This is a genomic window from Duganella sp. GW821-FHT07G03, assembly GCF_059418605.1.
The window spans coordinates 16,591-35,016 of the sequence record NZ_JBWKQE010000001.1 but is presented as its reverse complement, the minus strand read 5'-3'; the positions used below and the strand labels follow the sequence as shown (position 1 = coordinate 35,016).

General features: G+C 66.7%; 13 protein-coding genes. All 13 read left to right on the top strand.

Annotation, left to right across the window (positions count from 1 at the left end; translation table 11 throughout):
• The first annotated feature begins 5 nt into the window (after window positions 1-5).
• The 13 genes from AC07OK_RS00135 to AC07OK_RS00075 all read left to right on the top strand — a co-directional run bounded on the left by AC07OK_RS00135 (window position 6) and on the right by AC07OK_RS00075 (window position 18,426).
• A complete protein-coding gene (locus AC07OK_RS00135; protein WP_494688389.1) occupies window positions 6-1,037 on the top strand; it encodes a porin in 1,032 nt (343 codons plus the stop codon).
• 26 nt (window positions 1,038-1,063) lie between these two features.
• Window positions 1,064-1,582 carry a DUF5943 domain-containing protein gene (locus AC07OK_RS00130; RefSeq protein WP_494688388.1) on the top strand — a complete coding sequence of 173 codons (519 nt, stop codon included), beginning with the start codon at window positions 1,064-1,066 and terminating at the stop codon, window positions 1,580-1,582.
• A 9-nt stretch (window positions 1,583-1,591) separates the two neighbouring features.
• A complete protein-coding gene (locus tag AC07OK_RS00125; protein ID WP_494688387.1) occupies window positions 1,592-3,652 on the top strand; it encodes an oxidoreductase in 2,061 nt (686 codons plus the stop codon).
• Window positions 3,652-5,526 (top strand): (Fe-S)-binding protein, encoded by a 1,875-nt coding sequence (locus tag AC07OK_RS00120; protein ID WP_494688386.1) that lies wholly within the window; start codon window positions 3,652-3,654, stop codon window positions 5,524-5,526. Before AC07OK_RS00125 ends, AC07OK_RS00120 begins: the two co-directional genes overlap by 1 nt.
• Window positions 5,527-6,657, top strand: coding sequence for an FAD-binding protein (locus tag AC07OK_RS00115; protein ID WP_494688385.1), 1,131 nt, complete (start codon window positions 5,527-5,529; stop codon window positions 6,655-6,657).
• On the top strand, window positions 6,654-7,433 hold the full coding sequence (locus AC07OK_RS00110; protein ID WP_494688384.1) for an adenine nucleotide alpha hydrolase family protein: 780 nt from the start codon (window positions 6,654-6,656) through the stop codon (window positions 7,431-7,433). The genes AC07OK_RS00115 and AC07OK_RS00110 overlap by 4 nt, the downstream gene beginning before the upstream one ends.
• Window positions 7,434-7,492: 59 nt before the next feature.
• On the top strand, window positions 7,493-8,470 hold the full coding sequence (locus AC07OK_RS00105) for a GlxA family transcriptional regulator (RefSeq protein ID WP_494688383.1): 978 nt from the start codon (window positions 7,493-7,495) through the stop codon (window positions 8,468-8,470).
• A gap of 206 nt (window positions 8,471-8,676) precedes the next feature.
• The gene (locus AC07OK_RS00100) at window positions 8,677-10,056 is read left to right on the top strand and encodes a DUF1329 domain-containing protein (RefSeq protein ID WP_494688382.1); all 1,380 of its coding nucleotides are present in this window, start codon (window positions 8,677-8,679) and stop codon (window positions 10,054-10,056) included.
• 82 nt (window positions 10,057-10,138) lie between these two features.
• Window positions 10,139-11,950: a DUF1302 domain-containing protein gene (locus AC07OK_RS00095; protein ID WP_494688381.1), complete on the top strand. Its 1,812-nt coding sequence runs from the start codon at window positions 10,139-10,141 to the stop codon at window positions 11,948-11,950.
• A 27-nt stretch (window positions 11,951-11,977) separates the two neighbouring features.
• A complete protein-coding gene (locus AC07OK_RS00090) occupies window positions 11,978-14,338 on the top strand; it encodes an efflux RND transporter permease subunit (protein WP_494688380.1) in 2,361 nt (786 codons plus the stop codon).
• Between the two features lie 10 nt (window positions 14,339-14,348).
• On the top strand, window positions 14,349-15,344 hold the full coding sequence (locus tag AC07OK_RS00085; RefSeq protein WP_494688379.1) for a YCF48-related protein: 996 nt from the start codon (window positions 14,349-14,351) through the stop codon (window positions 15,342-15,344).
• Window positions 15,345-15,389: 45 nt separating this feature from the next.
• The gene (locus AC07OK_RS00080; RefSeq protein WP_494688378.1) at window positions 15,390-17,048 is read left to right on the top strand and encodes a trimethylamine N-oxide permease; all 1,659 of its coding nucleotides are present in this window, start codon (window positions 15,390-15,392) and stop codon (window positions 17,046-17,048) included.
• Window positions 17,049-17,175: 127 nt separating this feature from the next.
• Window positions 17,176-18,426, top strand: a complete 1,251-nt coding sequence (locus tag AC07OK_RS00075; protein ID WP_494688377.1) for an aromatic ring-hydroxylating oxygenase subunit alpha — start codon at window positions 17,176-17,178, stop codon at window positions 18,424-18,426.

The window sequence follows — 18,426 nt, the reverse complement described above, 5'->3', positions numbered from 1 at the left end:
CCATCATGAAAAACCAGACCAAGACATCGCTGTTGCTGGCCATGCTGCTGGCCGGCGCCAGTGCCGGCGCCAGTGCCGGCGCCGCCGAATCGAGCGTCGTGCTGTACGGCCGGCTCGACACCGGCGTGCGCTATAGCACCAACCAGACCAAGACCGGCGGCAGCCTGACCGAAGTAATGAACGGCGCCACCAGCCCTAGCCGCTGGGGTATGCGCGGCACCGAGGAACTGGGCGACGGCATGAAGGCACTGTTCGTGCTCGAAGGCGGCATCAACCCGGACGTGGGCACGGCAACCCAGAGCGGCCGCCTGTTCGGACGCACCGCGACCGTCGGCCTGTCGGGCGACTTCGGGGTCGTCACAGTCGGCCGCCAGGTCAGCCCCTTGTATGAAACCGTGCCGCTGAACGAGCCGTTCGGATGGGCCAACCTGTACGAGGGCGGTTTTTTCTACGATAACTACGCCAGCAAGCGCTGGGACAATGCGGTCAAATATGCGTACAAAGCCGGCGCAGTGGCAGTATCGGCGATGGCGTCCGCCGGCGAGGTGGCCGGCAATGCGCGCGCCGGCCGCAATGCCGGCGGCACCTTCGGCTACGCGTCCGGCCAGTTCGCCGCCGCCGCTGCCTACCAGGTCACCCACGATGCCAAGGGTGTGGTCGACAACAAGGCCTTCACTCTGGGCGGCAGCTACAGCGTCGATGCATACAAATTCTTCCTGAATTACCTGAGCCATCGCACCGACACCAGCGCGCAAAAGAACGATGTCTGGCTGACCGGCCTGACCTATGCGGCGACGCCGGCGATAGACCTGGTCGGCTCCTACTACTACGACCGCCAGCGCAACGTCGACGGCAACAAGAAGCTGGTCGCCGCCATGATTAACTACAAGCTGTCCAAGCGTACCAACGTCTATCTGCAGGCCGACCGCGCCAAGATCGACAAAGGCTATGCCACCAACAGCTATGACATCTATGTCTACCCGACCGGAATCCTGAGCCGCAGCACCGTCACGGCCGGTATCCGCCACATGTTCTGACTTAACCACCAGCGAGGAATCAATCGATGAAACCACAACTGCCGATCGAGGTCGACGAGGAAACCGGTGTATGGACCACCGACGGCCTGCCGATGCTGTATGTGCCGCGCCACTTCTTCACCAACAACCACATCGCCATCGAAGCGGCGCTCGGGCGCGAACGCTACGCCCAGCAGCTGTACGAAGCCGGCTACAAGTCGGCCTACTACTGGTGCGCCAAGGAGTCGGCCACGCACGGCTTGTCCGGCCTGGCGGTCTTTGAGCATTACCTGAAGCGGTTGTCGCAGCGCGGCTGGGGGCTGTTCGCCTTCGAGTCGGCCGACGCGGAGACCGGCCACGCCCGCATCACGCTGCGCCACTCGTCCTTCGTACTGCAGCAGCCGGAGGCCAGCGGCAAGTTGTGCTACATGTTCGCGGGCTGGTTCTCCGGCGCCATGGACTGGGTGGGTAAGGACACCGGCCGCAGCTACGCCACCACCAGCAGCGAGACCCAGTGCGCGGCGGAAGGCCACGAGCACTGCGTATTTACCGTCGAACCGAAATAAGAGGTTTTTATGCGTTACCCGAATCTGTTCGCGCCGATTACGATCAACCAGCTGACGATACGTAACCGTATCATCAGCACCGCGCACGCCGAGGTGTATGCCGAGGACGGCCTGCCGGGTGAACGCTATATCCGTTATTACGAAGAGAAGGCCAAAGGCGGCGTCGGCCTGTGCATCTGCGGCGGCTCCAGTCCGGTGTCGGTGGACAGCCCGCAAGGATGGTGGAAATCGGTCGACCTGTCCAACGACCGGGTGATCGAACCGCTGGCGCGGCTGGCCGCCACCATGCACAAGCACGGCGCCAAGATCATGATCCAGGCCACCCACATGGGCCGGCGCTCCAACTACCACGGCGAACACTGGCCGCACCTGGTCACGCCGTCCGGCGTGCGCGAGCCTGTCCACCGCGGCAACGCCAAGACCATCGAGCTGCACGAGATCCGTCGCATCGTCGGCGACTTCGCCGCCGCCGCCAGACGGGTCAAGGCCTCCGGCATGGACGGCATCGAGATATCGGCCGCCCACCAGCACCTGATCGACCAGTTCTGGAGCCAGCGCACCAACAAGCGCACCGACGAATACGGAGGCTCGCTGGAAAACCGCATGCGCTTCGGCGTCGAGGTGTTGACGGCGGTGCGCGAAGCGGTCGGCAAGGACTTCTGCGTCGGCCTGCGCATGTGCGGCGACGAGTTCCACGAGGATGGCCTGTCACACGAGGTGTTGAAGGAGATCGCGCTGGCGATGGAGAAGACGGGATTGATCGACTACATCAGCATCGTCGGTTCCGGAGCCGATACCCACAACACACTGGTCAACTGCATGCCGCCGATGGCGCTGCCGCCGGAGCCCTTCGTGCATCTGGCGGCGGGCATCAAGTCGGTGCTGACGCTGCCGGTGATGCACGCGCAGAGCATCCGCGATCCGGTGCAGGCCGAACGCATACTGGCCAACGGCATGTGCGATCTGGTCGGCATGACGCGCGGCCAGATGGCCGATCCGCATCTGGTGATCAAGATCCGCGACGGCAAGGAAGACCAGATCAAGCAGTGCGTCGGCGCCAATTACTGCATCGACCGCCAGTACAACGGCCTCGATGTGCTGTGCATCCAGAACGCCGCCACCAGCCGCGAACAGACAATGCCGCATGTGATCGAGAAAAGCGGCGGCAAGAAGCGCAAGGTGGTGGTGGTGGGCGCCGGACCGGCCGGGCTGGAGGCGGCCCGGGTGGCGCGTGAGCGCGGCCACGACGTGGTGATGTTCGAGAAGAGCGAGCAGGTGGGCGGCCAGATCATGCTGGCGGCGAAGGCGCCGCAGCGCGAGCAGATGGCCGGCATCGTGCGCTGGTTCGACATGGAGACCAAGCGCCTGGGCGTGGACCGCCGCCTGGGCGTGGCGGCGGACGCGGAGTCCATCCTGGCCGAACGGCCGGACATCGTGGTCATGGCCACCGGCGGCAACAGCCATACCGGCGAGAACCCGCACTGGAACGTGGCCGAGGGGCTGGCCGTGAGCAGCTGGGACATCTTGTCGGGCAAGGTCGCGCCGGGCAAGAACGTGCTGGTCTACGACGGCATCAGCGCGCATGCCGGCGCCGGCGTGGCCGACTTCATCGCCAGCCGCGGCAACCTGGTGGAGATCGTCACGCCCGACGTCAAGGTGGCCGACGACGTCGGCGGCACCACCTTCCCGATCTTCTACCGCCGCATGTATGCGCAGGGCGTGGTGATGACGCCGAACTACTGGCTGGACGCGGTGCGGCGCGAGGGCGACAAGATCATCGCCACGCTGCGCAACGAATACACCGAAGAGCAGGAAGAGCGCGAGGTGGACCAGGTGGTGATCGAAAACGGCGTCACGCCCAACGATGGCCTGTACTGGGACTTGAAGGAGCGCTCGCTCAACCGCGGCGAGACCGATGTGCACCGCCTGTTCGCGGCCGAACCGCAGCCGGGGCTGGAGCGGGACATCGCGGCCGGCGACTTCCTGTTGTTCCGCGTCGGCGACTGCGTCTCGATGCATAACATCCACGCCGCGATCTACGACTCGCTGCGCCTTTGCAAGGACTTCTGATGCTGCCCTTAGCCTTGACTGTTTCGTTCTGGGCCAGCGTGGCGCTGATGCTGCTCGGGTTGGCGCAGCGCGCCCGCCTGTGGCGCAACGGCCGCCCCGCGCAGGTCGATTTCGGCCAGCTGCTGGCGATCCCGCGCCGCTATTTCGTCGACCTGCACCACGTGGTGGCGCGCGAGCCGTTCATCGCCCGCACCCACGTCGCGGTGGCCGGCGGCGCGGTGCTGGCTGTGCTGGTGATCGGCGTGAACTACGGCCTGGCGCTGTATTCGCCGCTGCTGGACCGGGTGCTGCTGGGCGCTTCGGCGCTGATGCTGGTCGGTTCCGCGCTGGCCGCGTGGCGCCGCCGTGCGCCGCCGGCCAGGCTGTCGCGCGGTCCGTGGATGCGGCTGCCGTTCACGCTGGCGGCGTTCGCCCTCGGCGCCGGGCTGGCGGCCTGGCTGGCGCCGCGCGGCGCGCAGGCGCCGGCGCTGCTGGTGATCCTGATGCTGCTGGCCGGTAGCGCCGAACTGGCGCTGGGCATCGGCTTGGGCGGTCCGATGAAGCACGCGGTGGCCGGCTTGCTGAACCTGGCCTTCCATCCGCGCCAGCAACGTTTTGGCGGCGGCCGCTCGACCGACCTGCGGCTGTTGGACCTGTCCAAGGGCGATTTCGGCGTGGCCAAGCCAGCCGACTTTTCGTGGAACCGGCTGTTGCAGTTCGATGCCTGCGTCCAGTGCGGCAAATGCGAGGCGGCCTGTCCGGCGTTGGCGGCCGGCCAGCCGCTCAACCCCAAGAAGCTGATCCAGGACATGGTGGTCGGCCTGGCCGGCAAGACCGACGCCGCCTACGCCGGCACGCCGTATCCCGGACAGCCGGTCGGCCAGCATGGCGGCGCGCCGCAGCTGCCCATCGTTCCCGGCCTGGTCGATGCCGACACCATCTGGTCCTGCACGACCTGCCGCGCCTGCGTGCAGGAGTGCCCGATGCTGATCGAGCACGTCGACGCCGTGATCGACATCCGGCGCGACCTGGCGCTGGTCCGGGGCGCGGTGCCGGGCAAGGGCGCCCAGGCGCTGGAAAACCTGCGCCATACCGAGACCGTGGGCGGCTATCCCAAGTCGGCCCGCTACAGCTGGGCCACCGACCTCGATGTGCCGGTGCTGACGCCGGGCGGCAAGACCGACTGGCTGCTGATCGCCGGCGAGGGCGCCTTCGACATGCGCTACCAGCGCGCCTTGCGGGCGCTGGTCAAGGTGCTGCGCCACGCCGGGGTCGAATTCGCGGTGCTGGGCGAGGCCGAAATCGACAGCGGCGACCTGGCGCGCCGGCTGGGCGACGAAGCCACCTTCCAGCAACTGGCGGTCGCCAACATCGCGCTGCTGGGCAAGCTCGATTTCAAGCGCATCGTGACGCCCGATCCGCATGTGTTCCACTGCCTGAAGAATGAATACCCGGCGCTGGGCGGCTGCTACGAGGTGTCGCATCACAGCGGCTTGATTGCGGACCTGTTCAAGCAAAAACGCATGCGCCTGAAGGCCGCGCCGGCCGCGCCGGAAGCGCCGCTGACCTATCACGACCCCTGCTACCTCGGCCGCTACAACGGCGAGCTCGATGCGCCGCGCGACGTGCTGCGCGCGCTGGGCATCGCGGTGCGGGAGATGGAGCGTTCGCGTGAGAAGGGCCGTTGCTGCGGCGGCGGTGGCGGAGCGCCGTTCACCGACATCCCCGGCACCACCCGGATTCCCGACATCCGCATCCATGACGCGCGCAGCATCGGCGCCGAAGTGGTGGCGGTGGCTTGCCCGAACTGCACCGCGATGCTGGAGGGCGTGGTCGGGCCTCGTCCCGAAGTGATGGAATTGGCTGAACTGGTCGCGCAGCGCCTGGGAGATTAAATGGAACACCGTCAGCAAACACCGCGCCGGGTCAACCCGCGCCGCCCTTATGTGATCGCCCCCAGCGGCTTGAAACGCATCGTGCTCGGCGCCGAGGACGGCCTGCGCGAGCTGCATCAGTCGCGCCATGCCGAGGCGAGCAAGCTGCCGCGCATCGCGGCGGCGGCGGCGATCGACAGCCATCTGCTGGTACTGGTCCACGCCGACCGCGGCATGCTCGACGAGCACGCGCGCCAGGCCATCGCCGCCGCCGCGCTGCTGGCCGGCGCCAGCACCGGGGTGGTGGTGGCCGCGCTGGGTGGCGCCACCGAGGATTTGGCCGCCTGCGGCGCCGACATCATCATCCGGCTGCCGCAGCTCGATGCCTCCAGCCACCGCCCCGAACTGGCGCTGGCGCTGGTGCAGGAACTGATCGCCCGCTACCGGCCGGCCCATATCTTCCTGCCCGACCGCGGCGCCGACGCCGACCTGGGGCGGCGCCTGGCCGCGCGCACCCGCCGCACCGTGGCCACCGATGTGGTGGAATTGAGCGCGGAGGGCGTCTGCCGCATCGTGCCGGGCGGGCAGTATGCGCGCTGCGCGTTGCCGCAGATCCTGCTGCTGGCGCGCCATGCCGCCGACGCCAGCCTGCCGTTCGTCGGCCTGGGCAGTCCGGCGGCGGTGCCCGAACCGGCGGCGCCGGCGCCGGCGGAGGCCGTGCGGGACCTGGGCATCGACGCCAGCGATCCAGGCCAGGTGGGGCTGGAGGAGGCGGACTTCATCCTCTCCGGTGGCAACGGCATGCGCGACATGGAGACCTTCGCCGCGCTGGCCGAGGCGCTCGGCGCGGCCACCGGCGCCTCGCGGGTGGCGGTCGACGACGGCCGCTTCGTGCGCGCCAAGCAGATCGGCGCCACCGGCAAGACGGTGCAGGCCAGCGTCTACCTGGCGCTGGGGATCTCCGGCGCGGTGCAGCATCTGCAGGGCATCAAGGATTGCCGCCACGTGATCGCGGTCAACCTGGACGACAGTGCGCCGATCACCCGGCGCGCCAACCTGACCCTGGTGGCGGACGCCCAGGCCCTGATGCGCGCCTTGCTGCAGCAGGTGCGGCAGGCACGCTCGCAGATTTCCATGGGGATGAACACATGACACTTAATCCGAAAATCGCCGTGCTGGTTTCGCCCGCGCGCCATCCGGTTAGCGGCCGGCCGCTGCGCAGCGTCAGCGACGCCGCCGCCTTCGAACTGGCCTGCAAGCTGGCGCCGGCCAGCCGCCTGACGGTGCTGTGCGCCGGCATGGCCAGCAAGGACAGCCTGCAGGACTACCTGGGCCTGGGCGCGTGCCAGATCGAGGTGCTGACCGTGTCGGAAGCGGCCGATGCGCTGCCGGCGCTGTTGGCCCGCCTGCGCGGCTACGACATCGTGCTGTGCGGCGCGCGTTCGGACGGCCAGTCGGCCTCCGGCCTGCTGCCTTACCTGCTGGCCGACGGCCTGCATATGCCGCTGGTGCAGGACGTGCTCGATGCCGGACTGGCGCAGGGCGTGCTGACCATCCGGCAGTTCCTGCCCAAGGGCCAGCGGCGCCGGCTGGAAGCGGACCTGCCGGCGGTGCTGGCGGTCCACGCGCGGGCGCCGCAGACGCGCCAGTATGCCTACGCGCGCGCCTGCGCGGGCCGGGTCAGTTATGTCGCCGCGGGCAACGGCCAAAGCGTGCAACCGTCGCCGTTATGGCGCTACGAGGCGGCCACCCGCCGTCCGCGCCCGCTCAAGGCGCAGGTGGCGCAGAGCGGCCATAGCCGCATGCTGGGCGCGATCGGCGGCGACGCCGGCGCGCGCGGCGGCCAGATCGTCACGCTGGGCAGCGTGGAGCAGAAGAGCCAACTGCTGCTCGATTACCTGCGCGAGCACCGGCTGGTCGATTTCTGAACCTTCGCCGGCGCCGGCTGGGTTACCATGGCCGCACCGTGTGAACTATGAGGATTCGTATGTCGCTGCCACCGGCTGCCGCCGTCCTGCATGTCGCTTTCCTGACGCTGGACCAGTATTCGATGATCGCCTTCGCCAACGCCGTCGAGGTGCTGCGCATGGCCAACCGCGTCAGCGGCCGGACCCTGTACCGCTGGTCGGTGGTCACGCTGGACGGGCGTCCGGCGCGGGCCAGCAACGGCCTGCCGGTAACGCCGACGCTGACCCTGGAGCAGGCCGGCCGGCCCGACCTGCTGCTGGTGTGCGGCGGCATCGACGTCCATCTGGCGGCCGATGCCGCGCTGAGCGCCGCGCTGTCGCGGCAGGCGCATCTCGGCGTGGACTTGGGGGCGCTGTGCACCGGCAGCTATGCGCTGGCGCGGGCCGGCCTGCTGAACGGCTACCGCTGCGCCATCCACTGGGAGAACATGGCGGCGCTGCGCGAGGAATTCAGCCGGGTGCAGTTCACCGACGGCGTGTTCGCCATCGACCGCGACCGCTGCACCTGTTCCGGCGGAACCGCTCCCATCGACATGCTGCTGCAGCTGACCGCCAGCCGCCACGGCGACGCGCTGGCGGCCGCGATTTCGGCCCAGTTCACCGTCCAGCACCGGCGCGACGCCGAACACCGCCAGCACGTGCCGGTGGCGGCGCGCCTTGGCTTCAGCCGCAAGGAGTTGTTCCGCGCCGCGCTGCTGATGGAAAGCCATATCGAGGAACCGCTGGCGATGGAGGACATCGCGCGCCAGGTCGGGCTCTCGCAGCGCCAGCTGCAGCGCATGTTCAAGCACTACATGAACTTCTCGCCGATCCAGTACTACCTGCAGCTGCGCCTGCGCCGCGCGCGCGAGCTGCTGATCCAGACCGGCATGTCGATCATGAGTATTACCGTGGCCTGCGGTTTCCAATCATCCGGGCAGTTCAGCAAGGCCTACCGGGAGCAGTTCGGCGACTCGCCCAGCGGCGAGCGGCGCGGCCGCCGGCCGGCTGCGGGTTAGCCGGATTGCGACCAAAATCGAGATGATTGCGCCCAGCTGTTTTTTGCGGCGCCAACCTGACGCAGACAGTCAACACAATGTCGTAATCGTGCCACTTGCGGCGCGGGACGGCGTGTAAGTTGTAGGCTGGGGTGCGAGGCGGGGTGCAGAATGATACCCGGTCCCGACAAGATCCAGACGATCGCAATTCGGCAAGGGAGAAGAAGATGAAAGTAGCACAGGTGGTGGGTACGCTGGCGGCAATGAGTCTGTTCGCCGGAGCGGCGGTGGCGGCATCGGCCGACGTGACGCGGCTGGGCCAGGATCTGACCGGGGTGGGGGCCGAAAAAGCCGGCAACAAGGATGGCAGCATCCCCGAATTCGGCGGCATGGACAAGCCGCAGGCCGGCTGGTCGGCCGGCAAGCTGCGCGAGGACTTCTGGAAGTACAAGGCGGAAAAGCCGCTGTTCGTGATCGATGCCGCCAATGTCGACAAATATGCGGACAAACTGACCCCCGGCCAGGTGCAGATGCTCAAGCAGGTCAAGGGCTACACCATGCCGGTCTACCCCACCCACCGCGAATGCGGCTATCCGGACGCCGTGATCGCCAACACCAAGGAGGGCGCCGGCAAGGCCAGCATCGCCAAGAACGGCTGGTCGCTGGAGTCGGCGGTGCTGCCCGGCGTGCCGTTCCCGCTGCCGCAGAAGGGCATCGAGGCGATGTGGAACTGGCTGATGCGCTACCAGGGCCTGGCCGCCGAATGGCCGGACGGTTACACGGTGGTGTCGCCGCGGCCGGGCACCACGGCGCCCATCGTCACCCGCTGGAACCAGCTGTCCTACTACCCGTGGGCCAAGTCCGGCAAGAACTCGCCGCAGGAAAACCAGGCGGTGCAGAATGGCTTCTACTACCTGTATTCCGAGCCGGCCGCGCTGGCCGGGCAGGGCACGGTGCAGCGCTACTACTTCAACAAGGACACCGACACCTTCTACTACTTCACCGGCCAGCGCCGCGTGCGCCGCCTGCCGGCCTACGCCTACGACGCGCCGCTGATCGGCTACGAGAACCAGTACCCGGCCGATATCTCCTTCGTTTTCTACGGTAACCCGGACCGCTTCGACTGGAAGATCGTCGGCAAGAAGGAAGTCTACGTGCCGTACAACGGCTTCGCCATGCAGCGCTTTAACACCAAGCTCGATGACGCCATGGGCCCTGGTTCGGTCAAGGCAGGCATGCGCCGCTACGAGCTGCATCGCGTCTGGGAGATCGAGGGCACGGTCAAGGCCGGGGTGCGCCATGCCACGCCGAAGAAAACCTTGTACCTCGACGAGGACACCTGGCTGGTGGCGGTCGGCGACGACTATGACGCCCAGGGCAAGATCTGGAAGGCCAAGGAAAACTACATCACCCCGCAATGGGAAATCGGCGCTTGCGCCTCGGCCGCCTCGGTCTACAACGATTTGATCAGCAGCCGCTACGTGCTGGATGAAACGGTGATCGGCACCGGCAAGGACCTCAAGTTCCATGCCCCCAATTCGAGCGATCCGCGCCTCAAGGATGCTTATTTCACCGGCGAGAACCTGGGCGCGATCAGCGATCGCTAACGCCCGGACCATATAGAAGAACGCGACGGCGGACCGGCCGCAAGGCCTGGTCGCGCCCAGCCATCGACCAATCGGGGAACTCATGAAAAAAACTAGCATCTGGCTGCTGGGCGCCATGTCCGGCGCCAGCGCCCTGGGCGCCGCTTCGGCCGCCACCATCGAAACCGGCATCGACGGCCTGACGGCCAGCTGGGTCTCGAACCTGACCACCGGCATCGGCATCCGCACCAAGTCGCCCAGCTGCGCGCTGACCGGCAGCGCGGCCGGTTGCGGCGCCAGCGCCAACACCGAGCTGTGGGCCAATGGCGACGACGGTAATCTGAACTATCGCAAGAACCAGGCATACACCGGTTACCTGAGCGGCACCAGTGAGCTGCTGCTGACGATGCCCAATGCCGGCTACAAGTTCCTGGTGCGCGGCACCGCCATGTACGACTTCCTGGCCGACCGCACCGAGCGCACCGAACTGACCGATGCGGTACGCAACCAGGCGGTCCACAGCGGCCAGCTGCTGGACCTGTGGCTGCAAAAGGACTTTGACGTTGGCGGGCAGCGCGCCCACGCACGCTTCGGTAACCAGGTGATCAACTGGGGCGAGAGCTATTTTGCCACCGGCGGCATCAACAACACCAACTCGGTCGACAACCAGAAGCTGCTGATCCCCGGCACCCAGTTGAAACAGGCCTTGCTGCCGGCGCCGATGCTGAGCGTGGCGAGCAGCCTTCCGGGCGGCTTTTCCACCGAGGCCTACTACCAGTTCGGCTGGAACGGCAACCGTTATCCGCCGGTCGGCACGTTCTGGTCGGCCTCCGACGTATTCGGGCGCGGCACCGTGCCGGCCGCCTTCAACTCCGGCAACTACAACGTGGCGGGTCCGGACGCGGCGCAGATCGCCGGCGCCGGCAGCAAAAACGCCGCCACCATGGCCGGCGTGAACGCCGGGCTGCTGAACGGCGACTACGCCGGCACGCCATGGAATTCGATCGGCTTCGTCTACGACACCGTCCGTCCCGGCAACCAGCCGCAATACGGTCTGCGGGTGGGCTACAAGCCGCAGGACCTGGACATGACCTTCGGTTTCTACTACGAGAACTACACCGACAAGGCGCCGGTGCTGTCCTACCTGGCCAACGGCATCTCGCGCTGGTCCTACCTGAAGAACCGCAGCCTGTACGGCGTTTCGACCAACTTCCAGATCGGCGACTGGGCGCTGGGCAGTGAGCTGTCTTACCGTCCGCGCGACGCGGTCGCGATGTCGGGCTGCTTCGCCGCCGGCGGTCCGGCCGACCTGAATACCAACTTCGTCTCCGGCGTCGATTGCCAGGCCTGGCGCGATACGAAGAAGTACCAGTTCGACATCAACGCCCAGCTGAACATGACCCGCACCAGCGCGCCGGTGGTCGACATGCTGGGCGCCGACCTGGGCGTGTTCACCGCCGAACTGACGTGGATCCGCTACCCCGGCATCAACAAGGACAGCCGCTACGCCAAGACCATCAACGGCCAAAGCACCTACCAGCTGGTGGCGGCGGCCTACGGCACCTGGCTCGATCGCAGTTCGCCGCTGGGTTATCCTATCGCCACCGGCAAGGGCACGGCCAATTCGGTGGGCCTGACGGTGGACTTCAACGTCACCTACGACGGCACGGTGATCCCTGGCTGGCAGGTCACGCCGGGCATCACGTTCTACGATGCGGTGAAGGGCAATACGCCGACCTTCTCGGCCAACTACCAGCAGGGAGCGCGGTCGGCCTACGCCTATCTGCTGTTCAACAAGAATCCGCAGGTGTGGCAGATGGGCCTGAGCTACGTGGCTTACTTCGGCGGCAACGCGCTGACGCAGCCGTACTCGGACCGCAACGCGCTCGGCGCCTTCCTGACCCGTAATTTCTAAGCAGTGCAGCATCCGTGAGGTATTGACGTGTTAAACAGATCGATTCACCGTCTTGAACACTGGCTGTTTTCCCACCGCGCGCTGGTGCTCGGTGCGCTCATCGCGCTGACCGCGGCCATGGCATTCTTTGCGCTGCAGCTGCGCATGGATGCCGGTTTCGAGAAGCAAATCCCGATCGGGCATGAATATGTGCGCACCTTCCAGAAGTACCGCGCCGACCTGTTCGGGGCCAACCGCCTGACGGTGGTGGTCAGGGCCCGCAAGGGCTCCATCTGGACCAAGGAGGGCCTGGGCCGCCTGTACAAGGTGACCCAGGAAGTGGCCTACCTGCCCAATATCGATCGCCTGGGCGTGCAGTCGCTGTGGACGCCCAACAGCTTCGTCAACGAGATCACGGAAGAAGGTTTCCGCTCGCAGCCCATCATCCCCGGCACGGTCACGCCGGAGATGCTGGACGCCGAAATGATCAAGCAGATCCAGCGTTCCACCTCGGAGGGTAACTTCATCGGTTCGCTGGTGTCGCGCGACCAGAGCGCGGCCATGATCACGGCCGAAATCGGCGAGACCGACAACGAAGGCAAGAAGATCGACTACATCCAGTACAACCACCTGCTGGAAGAGAAGCTGCGCAAGCAGTATGAGGACGGCGCCTTCGAGGTCCAGATCATCGGCTTCGCCAAGCAGATCGGCGACATCGCCGACGGCGCCAAGGCGGTGCTGGAGTTCTGTGCCATCGCGTTGCTGCTGACGGCGCTGGCGGTGTACTGGTATTGTCATTCGCTGCGCTTCACGCTGCTGCCGATCGCCTGTTCGCTGACATCGCTGGTATGGCAGTTCGGCACCCTGCGCCTGCTGGGCTACGGCCTCGATCCGCTGGGGGTGCTGGTGCCGTTCCTGGTGTTCGCCATCGGTGTCTCGCACGGGGTCCAGCAGATCAACTTCATCACCCGCGAGCTGGCCGACGGCAAATCCTCGTTCGACGCGGCGCGCCACAGTTTTACCGGCCTGCTGATCCCCGGTACGCTGGCGTTGGTGACGGCCTTCGTCTCCTTCGTCACGCTGCTGCTGATACCGATTCCGATGATACGCGAGCTGGCCATCACCGCTTCGCTGGGCGTGGCCTACAAGATCGTCACCAACCTGGTGATGCTGCCGCTGGCCGCGTCCTGCCTGAACTTCACCCGTGCCTATGCCGAAAAGACCATGGTCAAGCGCGAGCAGCGGGCCCGCTGGCTGCGCACTCTGGCCAAGGTGGCGCAGCCGCGCAACGCCATGCTGGTGCTGGGCGCCACCGCAGTGCTGTTCGCGCTGTCCGTGTGGCAGAGCCACGACCGCGTGGTCGGCACCTTGCAGCCGGGCGCGCCGGAACTGCGGCCGCAGGCGCGCTTCAACCTGGATGCGGTATCGATCGCCGCCAACTTCGACGTCGGCCTGGACTGGCTGTCGGTGGTGATCCAGGCGCCGCCCGAGTCGTGCGAGAGCCCGGCCGTGGGCACCTATGGCGACAAGCTGGAATATGCGCTCAAAGATTTGCCTGGCGTGGTGTCGATCGCTTCCTTCGCCGGCAACCTGCGCAGCTACAACGAGGGCTACAACGAGGGCAATCCGAAGATGAACGTGGTGCCCATCGATACCGGCAACTACGCCGGCCTGGCGACCGAGATCGGCCGCGTGCGCGGCTACCTGAACAAGGATTGCAGCATGACGGCGGTCCACCTCTACCTGTCGGACCATAAGGCCACCACCATCAACCGCGTGATCGCCGCCGTGAAAGCGTTCCGCGATACCCACCACGAACCGGGCATCGAGATCCAGCTGGCCGCCGGCAACGCAGGCGTGCTGGCCGCCATCAACGACGAAGTGGAGAAGAGCGAGCTGCCGATGATGCTGTACGTGTACGCCGCCATCGTGCTGCTGGTGTTCGTGGTCTACCGCGACCTGCGCGCGGTGGTGGCGTGCTGCCTGCCGCTGACCATCGGCACCTTCATCGGCTACTGGTTCATGAAGGCCAACGAGATCGGCCTGACTGTGGCCACGCTGCCGGTGATGGTGCTGGCCGTGGGCATAGGCGTGGACTATGCGTTCTACATCTACAACCGGCTGCAGGGACACCTGGCCGCCGGCGAGTCGATCGCGAAATCGATCGAACACGCGCTGACGGAAGTGGGCATGGCGACCATTTTCACGGCCATCACGCTGGCCATCGGGGTGGCGACGTGGAGCTTCTCGGCGCTCAAGTTCCAGGCCGACATGGGCAAGCTGCTGGCGTTCATGTTCATCGTGAACCTGGTGATGTCGATGACGGCGCTGCCGGCGATTGCCGTATTCTTGGAATGGCTGTTCCCGCGCCGCAAAGCGGTGCGGGCGCCGGGTGTGTTTAGTCACTAGGACCATCAGCATGAGACAGAATAAATTCGCATTGACGGCTGGCGCGGCGCTGGCGGGGTTGCTGGCATCGTTGGCCGGTGCCCAGGCCGATCCTGCGGCCCCCGCCGCCAAGCCCCGGCTGGCGGTGACGCCGGCCGAGCGCCTGCCGGCGGCCACCGGCGTCAAGATCCTGGCCGCGGCCCGCGCCGGCGCGCGCATCGTCGCCGTCGGCGACCATGGCGTGGTGCTGCTGTCGGACGACCAGGGCAAGAGCTACCGCCAGGCGGCGACGGTGCCGGTCAGCTCGACGCTGACGGCGGTCACCTTCGCCGATGCCCGCACCGGCTGGGCGGTGGGCCATTGGGGCGCCATCCTCAAGACCACCGACGGCGGCCAGACCTGGGTGCAGCAGCGCAGCGACTTCCAGGCCGACCAGCCGCTGTTCTCGGTGCATTTCAAGAATGCCGGCGAAGGCTGGGCGGTGGGTCTATGGTCGCTGATGCTGCACACCAGCGACGGCGGCGCCAGCTGGACCCAGGTGCCGCTGCCGCCGCCGCCCAACGCCAAGAAGGCCGACCGCAACCTGTACGCCATTTTCAGCGACGCCAAGGGCGGCTTGTTCATCACCTCGGAGCAGGGCAGGGTGTTGCGCTCCCTCGACGACGGCAAGAGCTGGACCTACGCCGAAACCGGCTACGGAGGCTCGTTCTGGAGCGGCGCGGCGCTGAAGGATGGTACTTTGCTGGTGGGGGGGCTGCGCGGCACCGTCTATCGCAGCGCCGACGGCGGCGACAGCTGGCAGGCCGCCAGGACCGGCTTGAAAAGCTCGGTCACCGCGATTGCGCAGCGTGCCGGCGGCGCGGTGCTGGCGGTGGGGCTGGACGGCATGACGCTGGAGAGTGCCGACGGCGGCCTCAGTTTCAGCGGCAGCCAGCGGGCGGACCGCGCGGCGTTGACCGCGGTGCTCGATGCCCCGGCCGGCGGCGCGGCCTTGTTGTTCTCGACCCACGGGCCGGTCGCGAAATAGGCGAAATAGGCGAAATAGCGACGGTTTACTAACAGGAGACGTGGCATGACCCCAAAGGCAGGTATCGCATCCTTCAACCCCACCGCCAGCGCGGCCGAGGCACCGGCTTCGGCAGCGCGGCCGGCCACGCTGCACCGCACGCTGGACTGGCGGGGCGCCTTCTGGGCCGCCAGCGGCGTGCCGGCCGGCGTGCTGCTGACCATAGGCGGCATCGCCGCCACCATCGGCCAGCCGGCGTGGATCGTATGGATCGTCTCCATCATGTTCGGCTTCCTGCAATCGTTCACCTACGCCGAAATCGCCGGCCTGTTCCCGCACAAGTCGGGCGGGGCCTCGGTGTACGGCGCCAGCGCCTGGGTGAGCTACAGCAAATTCATCGCACCGATCTCGGTCTGGTGCAACTGGCTGGCCTGGTCGCCGGTGCTGGCGCTGGGCACCGGGCTGGCGGCCGGCTACGTGATGCTCAGCCTTTTCCCGGCCGACGCCGCGATCCAGACCTGGCAGCTGACGATCGCCAACCTGGACTTCGTCCACGAGGGCCTGACGCTGCGCATCAACGCCGTCTTCGTCATCGCCGCCAGCCTGCTGTTGTTGACTTTCTTCCTGCAGCACCACGGCGCCGCGCGGGCTGCGCGCATGCAGAAGATCCTGGGCATCGCCTGCCTGCTGCCGCTGGTGATCGTCGGCCTGGTGCCGATGCTGACCGGCGACATGCCGTCCGATCACTTCTTTCCGCTGCTGCCCATGGTGCATGACGCGGCCGGCCATATCGGCTTCGGCACCTGGAACGCCGCCAGCGTGACGCTGCTGATGGGCGCCCTGTTCGCCGCCAACTGGTCCACCTTCGGCTTCGAGACGGCGGTCTGCTACACCCGCGAATTCAAGAATCCCGGCACCGACACCTTCAAGGCCATCCTCAGCTCCGGCGTGCTGTGCATCGTCATGTTCACCGTCGTGCCGTTGGCGTTCCAGGGCTCGCTGGGACTGGACGCGTTGCTCGACAAGAGCATCTACGACGGCACCGGCGTGGCGCTGGCCATGGCGCATATGGTCAAGGGCGGGGCGCTGGTCACCAACCTGATCGTGGTGATGCTGCTGCTGTCGCTGCTGCTGATCGTGATGACGTCGATGATGGGCTCCTCGCGCACGTTGTACCAGGCTTCGGTGGATGGCTGGCTGCCGCGCTACCTGTCGCGCGTGAACCCGCACGGCTCGCCGACGGCGGCCATGTGGACCGACCTCGGTTTCAACCTGTTCCTGCTGATGTTGTCCGACTACTTCATGGTGCTGACGGTCTCCAATGTGTGCTACCTGCTGTTCAATTTCCTGAACCTGCAAGCGGGCTGGATCCACCGCATGGACCGCGGCAACTGGCCGCGCCCGTTCCGCTGCCCGACATGGCTGCTGGCGCTGGGCGGGGTGCTGGGCTTCGTCAACATGGCGCTGGTCGGCGCCGGGGCCGACGTATGGGGCGCCGGCACGCTGCGCAACGGCTTGATCGCCGCCGCCCTGATCGTGCCGGTGTTCGCGTTCCGTCACTACGTGCAGGACAAGGGCGTGTTCCCCCAGCATATGCGGGAGGATGCTGAACCGGTGGCGGGATCGGCGTCCTCGCGCCGGGCCGGCGTCCTGCCATACCTGGCGCTGCTGGCCTGCGCCGGCGTGATCTGGGCCAGCCACGCGCTGTCGCGTCCTCCACTCTGAAGGCCGGATCGCAGGATGTCGCAAAACGCGCCTATCTCGTCGTAAAAACACAAGTCTGGACGGCGCCGTTGGCCGAACATGAAGCCATAGACTTCCGCCCAGACTTTTACCGCCGAGAGACCAAGCAATGACCAAACCGACCCCCGACCTGCGCACCCTGCTGGCCCGCCGCCAACCCGGCTACAGCCTGGAAGCCCCGTTCTACACCGATCCGGCCGTGTTCGAGCAGGACATCGCGCTGATCTTCAAACGGCACTGGATCTACGCCGGCCCCGAGGCCTGCATCCCGGAGGACGGCGACTTCTTCACCATTGATATCGGCACCACCTCGGTGCTGCTGGTGCGCGACGGCGACATGAACATCAACGCCTTCCACAACGTCTGCCGCCATCGCGGCTCGCGCTTGTGCAATGAGCACAAGGGGGCGGTCGGCAACCTGGTCTGCCCCTACCACCAGTGGACCTACAACCTGCAGGGCACGCTGATGTTCGCCGAACATATGGGCGAGGCCTTCGACCGCAGTGGCCACAATCTGAAGCCGGTGCACCTGAAGAACGTGGCGGGGCTGCTGTTCATCTGCCTGGCCGACGAACCGCCGGCCGACATCGAACAGATGGCCGCCGCCATGACGCCCTACATCGCGCCGCACCGCGTGGCCGACTGCAAGGTGGCGACCCAGATCGACATCGTCGAGGACTGCAACTGGAAGCTGACGATGGAGAACAACCGCGAGTGCTACCACTGCCGCGCCAACCATCCGGAGCTGACCATTTCGCTGTTCGAGTACGGCTTTGGCTACGCGCCCACGCCGGAGACCTGCGACGGCATCGACGCCTACAACCGCATCCTGGCCGAGCGCCATGCGCAATGGGAGGCAATGGGCTTGCCATGCGCCGAGATCGACCGGCTGGACGATGCCGTCACCGGCTTCCGCACCCAGCGCCTGCCGCTGGACCGCGCCGGCCAGGCCCAGACCATGACCGGCAAGTCGGCCAGCGCCAGGCTGCTGGGCGAGTTCCGCCAGGCCGACCTGGGCGCGCTGTCGTTCTGGACCCAGCCCAACTCCTGGCATCATTTCATGGCCGACCACATCGTCACCTTCACGGTGCTGCCGATTTCGGCCGAGAAGACCCTGGTGCGCACCACCTGGCTGGTGCACAAGGACGCGGTGGAAGGCGTGGACTACAACCTGGCCGACCTGACCGCCGTCTGGAACGCCACCAACACCCAGGACCGCCAGCTGTGCGAGCAGTCGCAGAAGGGCATCCGCAGCGACGCCTACGAACCGGGACCGTACTCGCCCTACACCGAAGGGCTGGTCGACAAGTTCTGCAACTGGTATATCGGCCGCCTGTCGGCTCTGAGCTGGAGCGAGTGA

Bases quoted from the DNA above. Each gene is read 5' to 3' on its own strand.
- AC07OK_RS00135 (WP_494688389.1), top strand. From the start codon at position 6: ATGAAAAACCAGACCAAGACATCGCTGTTGCTGGCCATGCTGCTGGCC.
- AC07OK_RS00130 (WP_494688388.1), top strand. From the start codon at position 1,064: ATGAAACCACAACTGCCGATCGAGGTCGACGAGGAAACCGGTGTATGG.
- AC07OK_RS00125 (WP_494688387.1), top strand. From the start codon at position 1,592: ATGCGTTACCCGAATCTGTTCGCGCCGATTACGATCAACCAGCTGACG.
- AC07OK_RS00120 (WP_494688386.1), top strand. From the start codon at position 3,652: ATGCTGCCCTTAGCCTTGACTGTTTCGTTCTGGGCCAGCGTGGCGCTG.
- AC07OK_RS00115 (WP_494688385.1), top strand. From the start codon at position 5,527: ATGGAACACCGTCAGCAAACACCGCGCCGGGTCAACCCGCGCCGCCCT.
- AC07OK_RS00110 (WP_494688384.1), top strand. From the start codon at position 6,654: ATGACACTTAATCCGAAAATCGCCGTGCTGGTTTCGCCCGCGCGCCAT.
- AC07OK_RS00105 (WP_494688383.1), top strand. From the start codon at position 7,493: ATGTCGCTGCCACCGGCTGCCGCCGTCCTGCATGTCGCTTTCCTGACG.
- AC07OK_RS00100 (WP_494688382.1), top strand. From the start codon at position 8,677: ATGAAAGTAGCACAGGTGGTGGGTACGCTGGCGGCAATGAGTCTGTTC.
- AC07OK_RS00095 (WP_494688381.1), top strand. From the start codon at position 10,139: ATGAAAAAAACTAGCATCTGGCTGCTGGGCGCCATGTCCGGCGCCAGC.
- AC07OK_RS00085 (WP_494688379.1), top strand. From the start codon at position 14,349: ATGAGACAGAATAAATTCGCATTGACGGCTGGCGCGGCGCTGGCGGGG.
- AC07OK_RS00080 (WP_494688378.1), top strand. From the start codon at position 15,390: ATGACCCCAAAGGCAGGTATCGCATCCTTCAACCCCACCGCCAGCGCG.
- AC07OK_RS00075 (WP_494688377.1), top strand. From the start codon at position 17,176: ATGACCAAACCGACCCCCGACCTGCGCACCCTGCTGGCCCGCCGCCAA.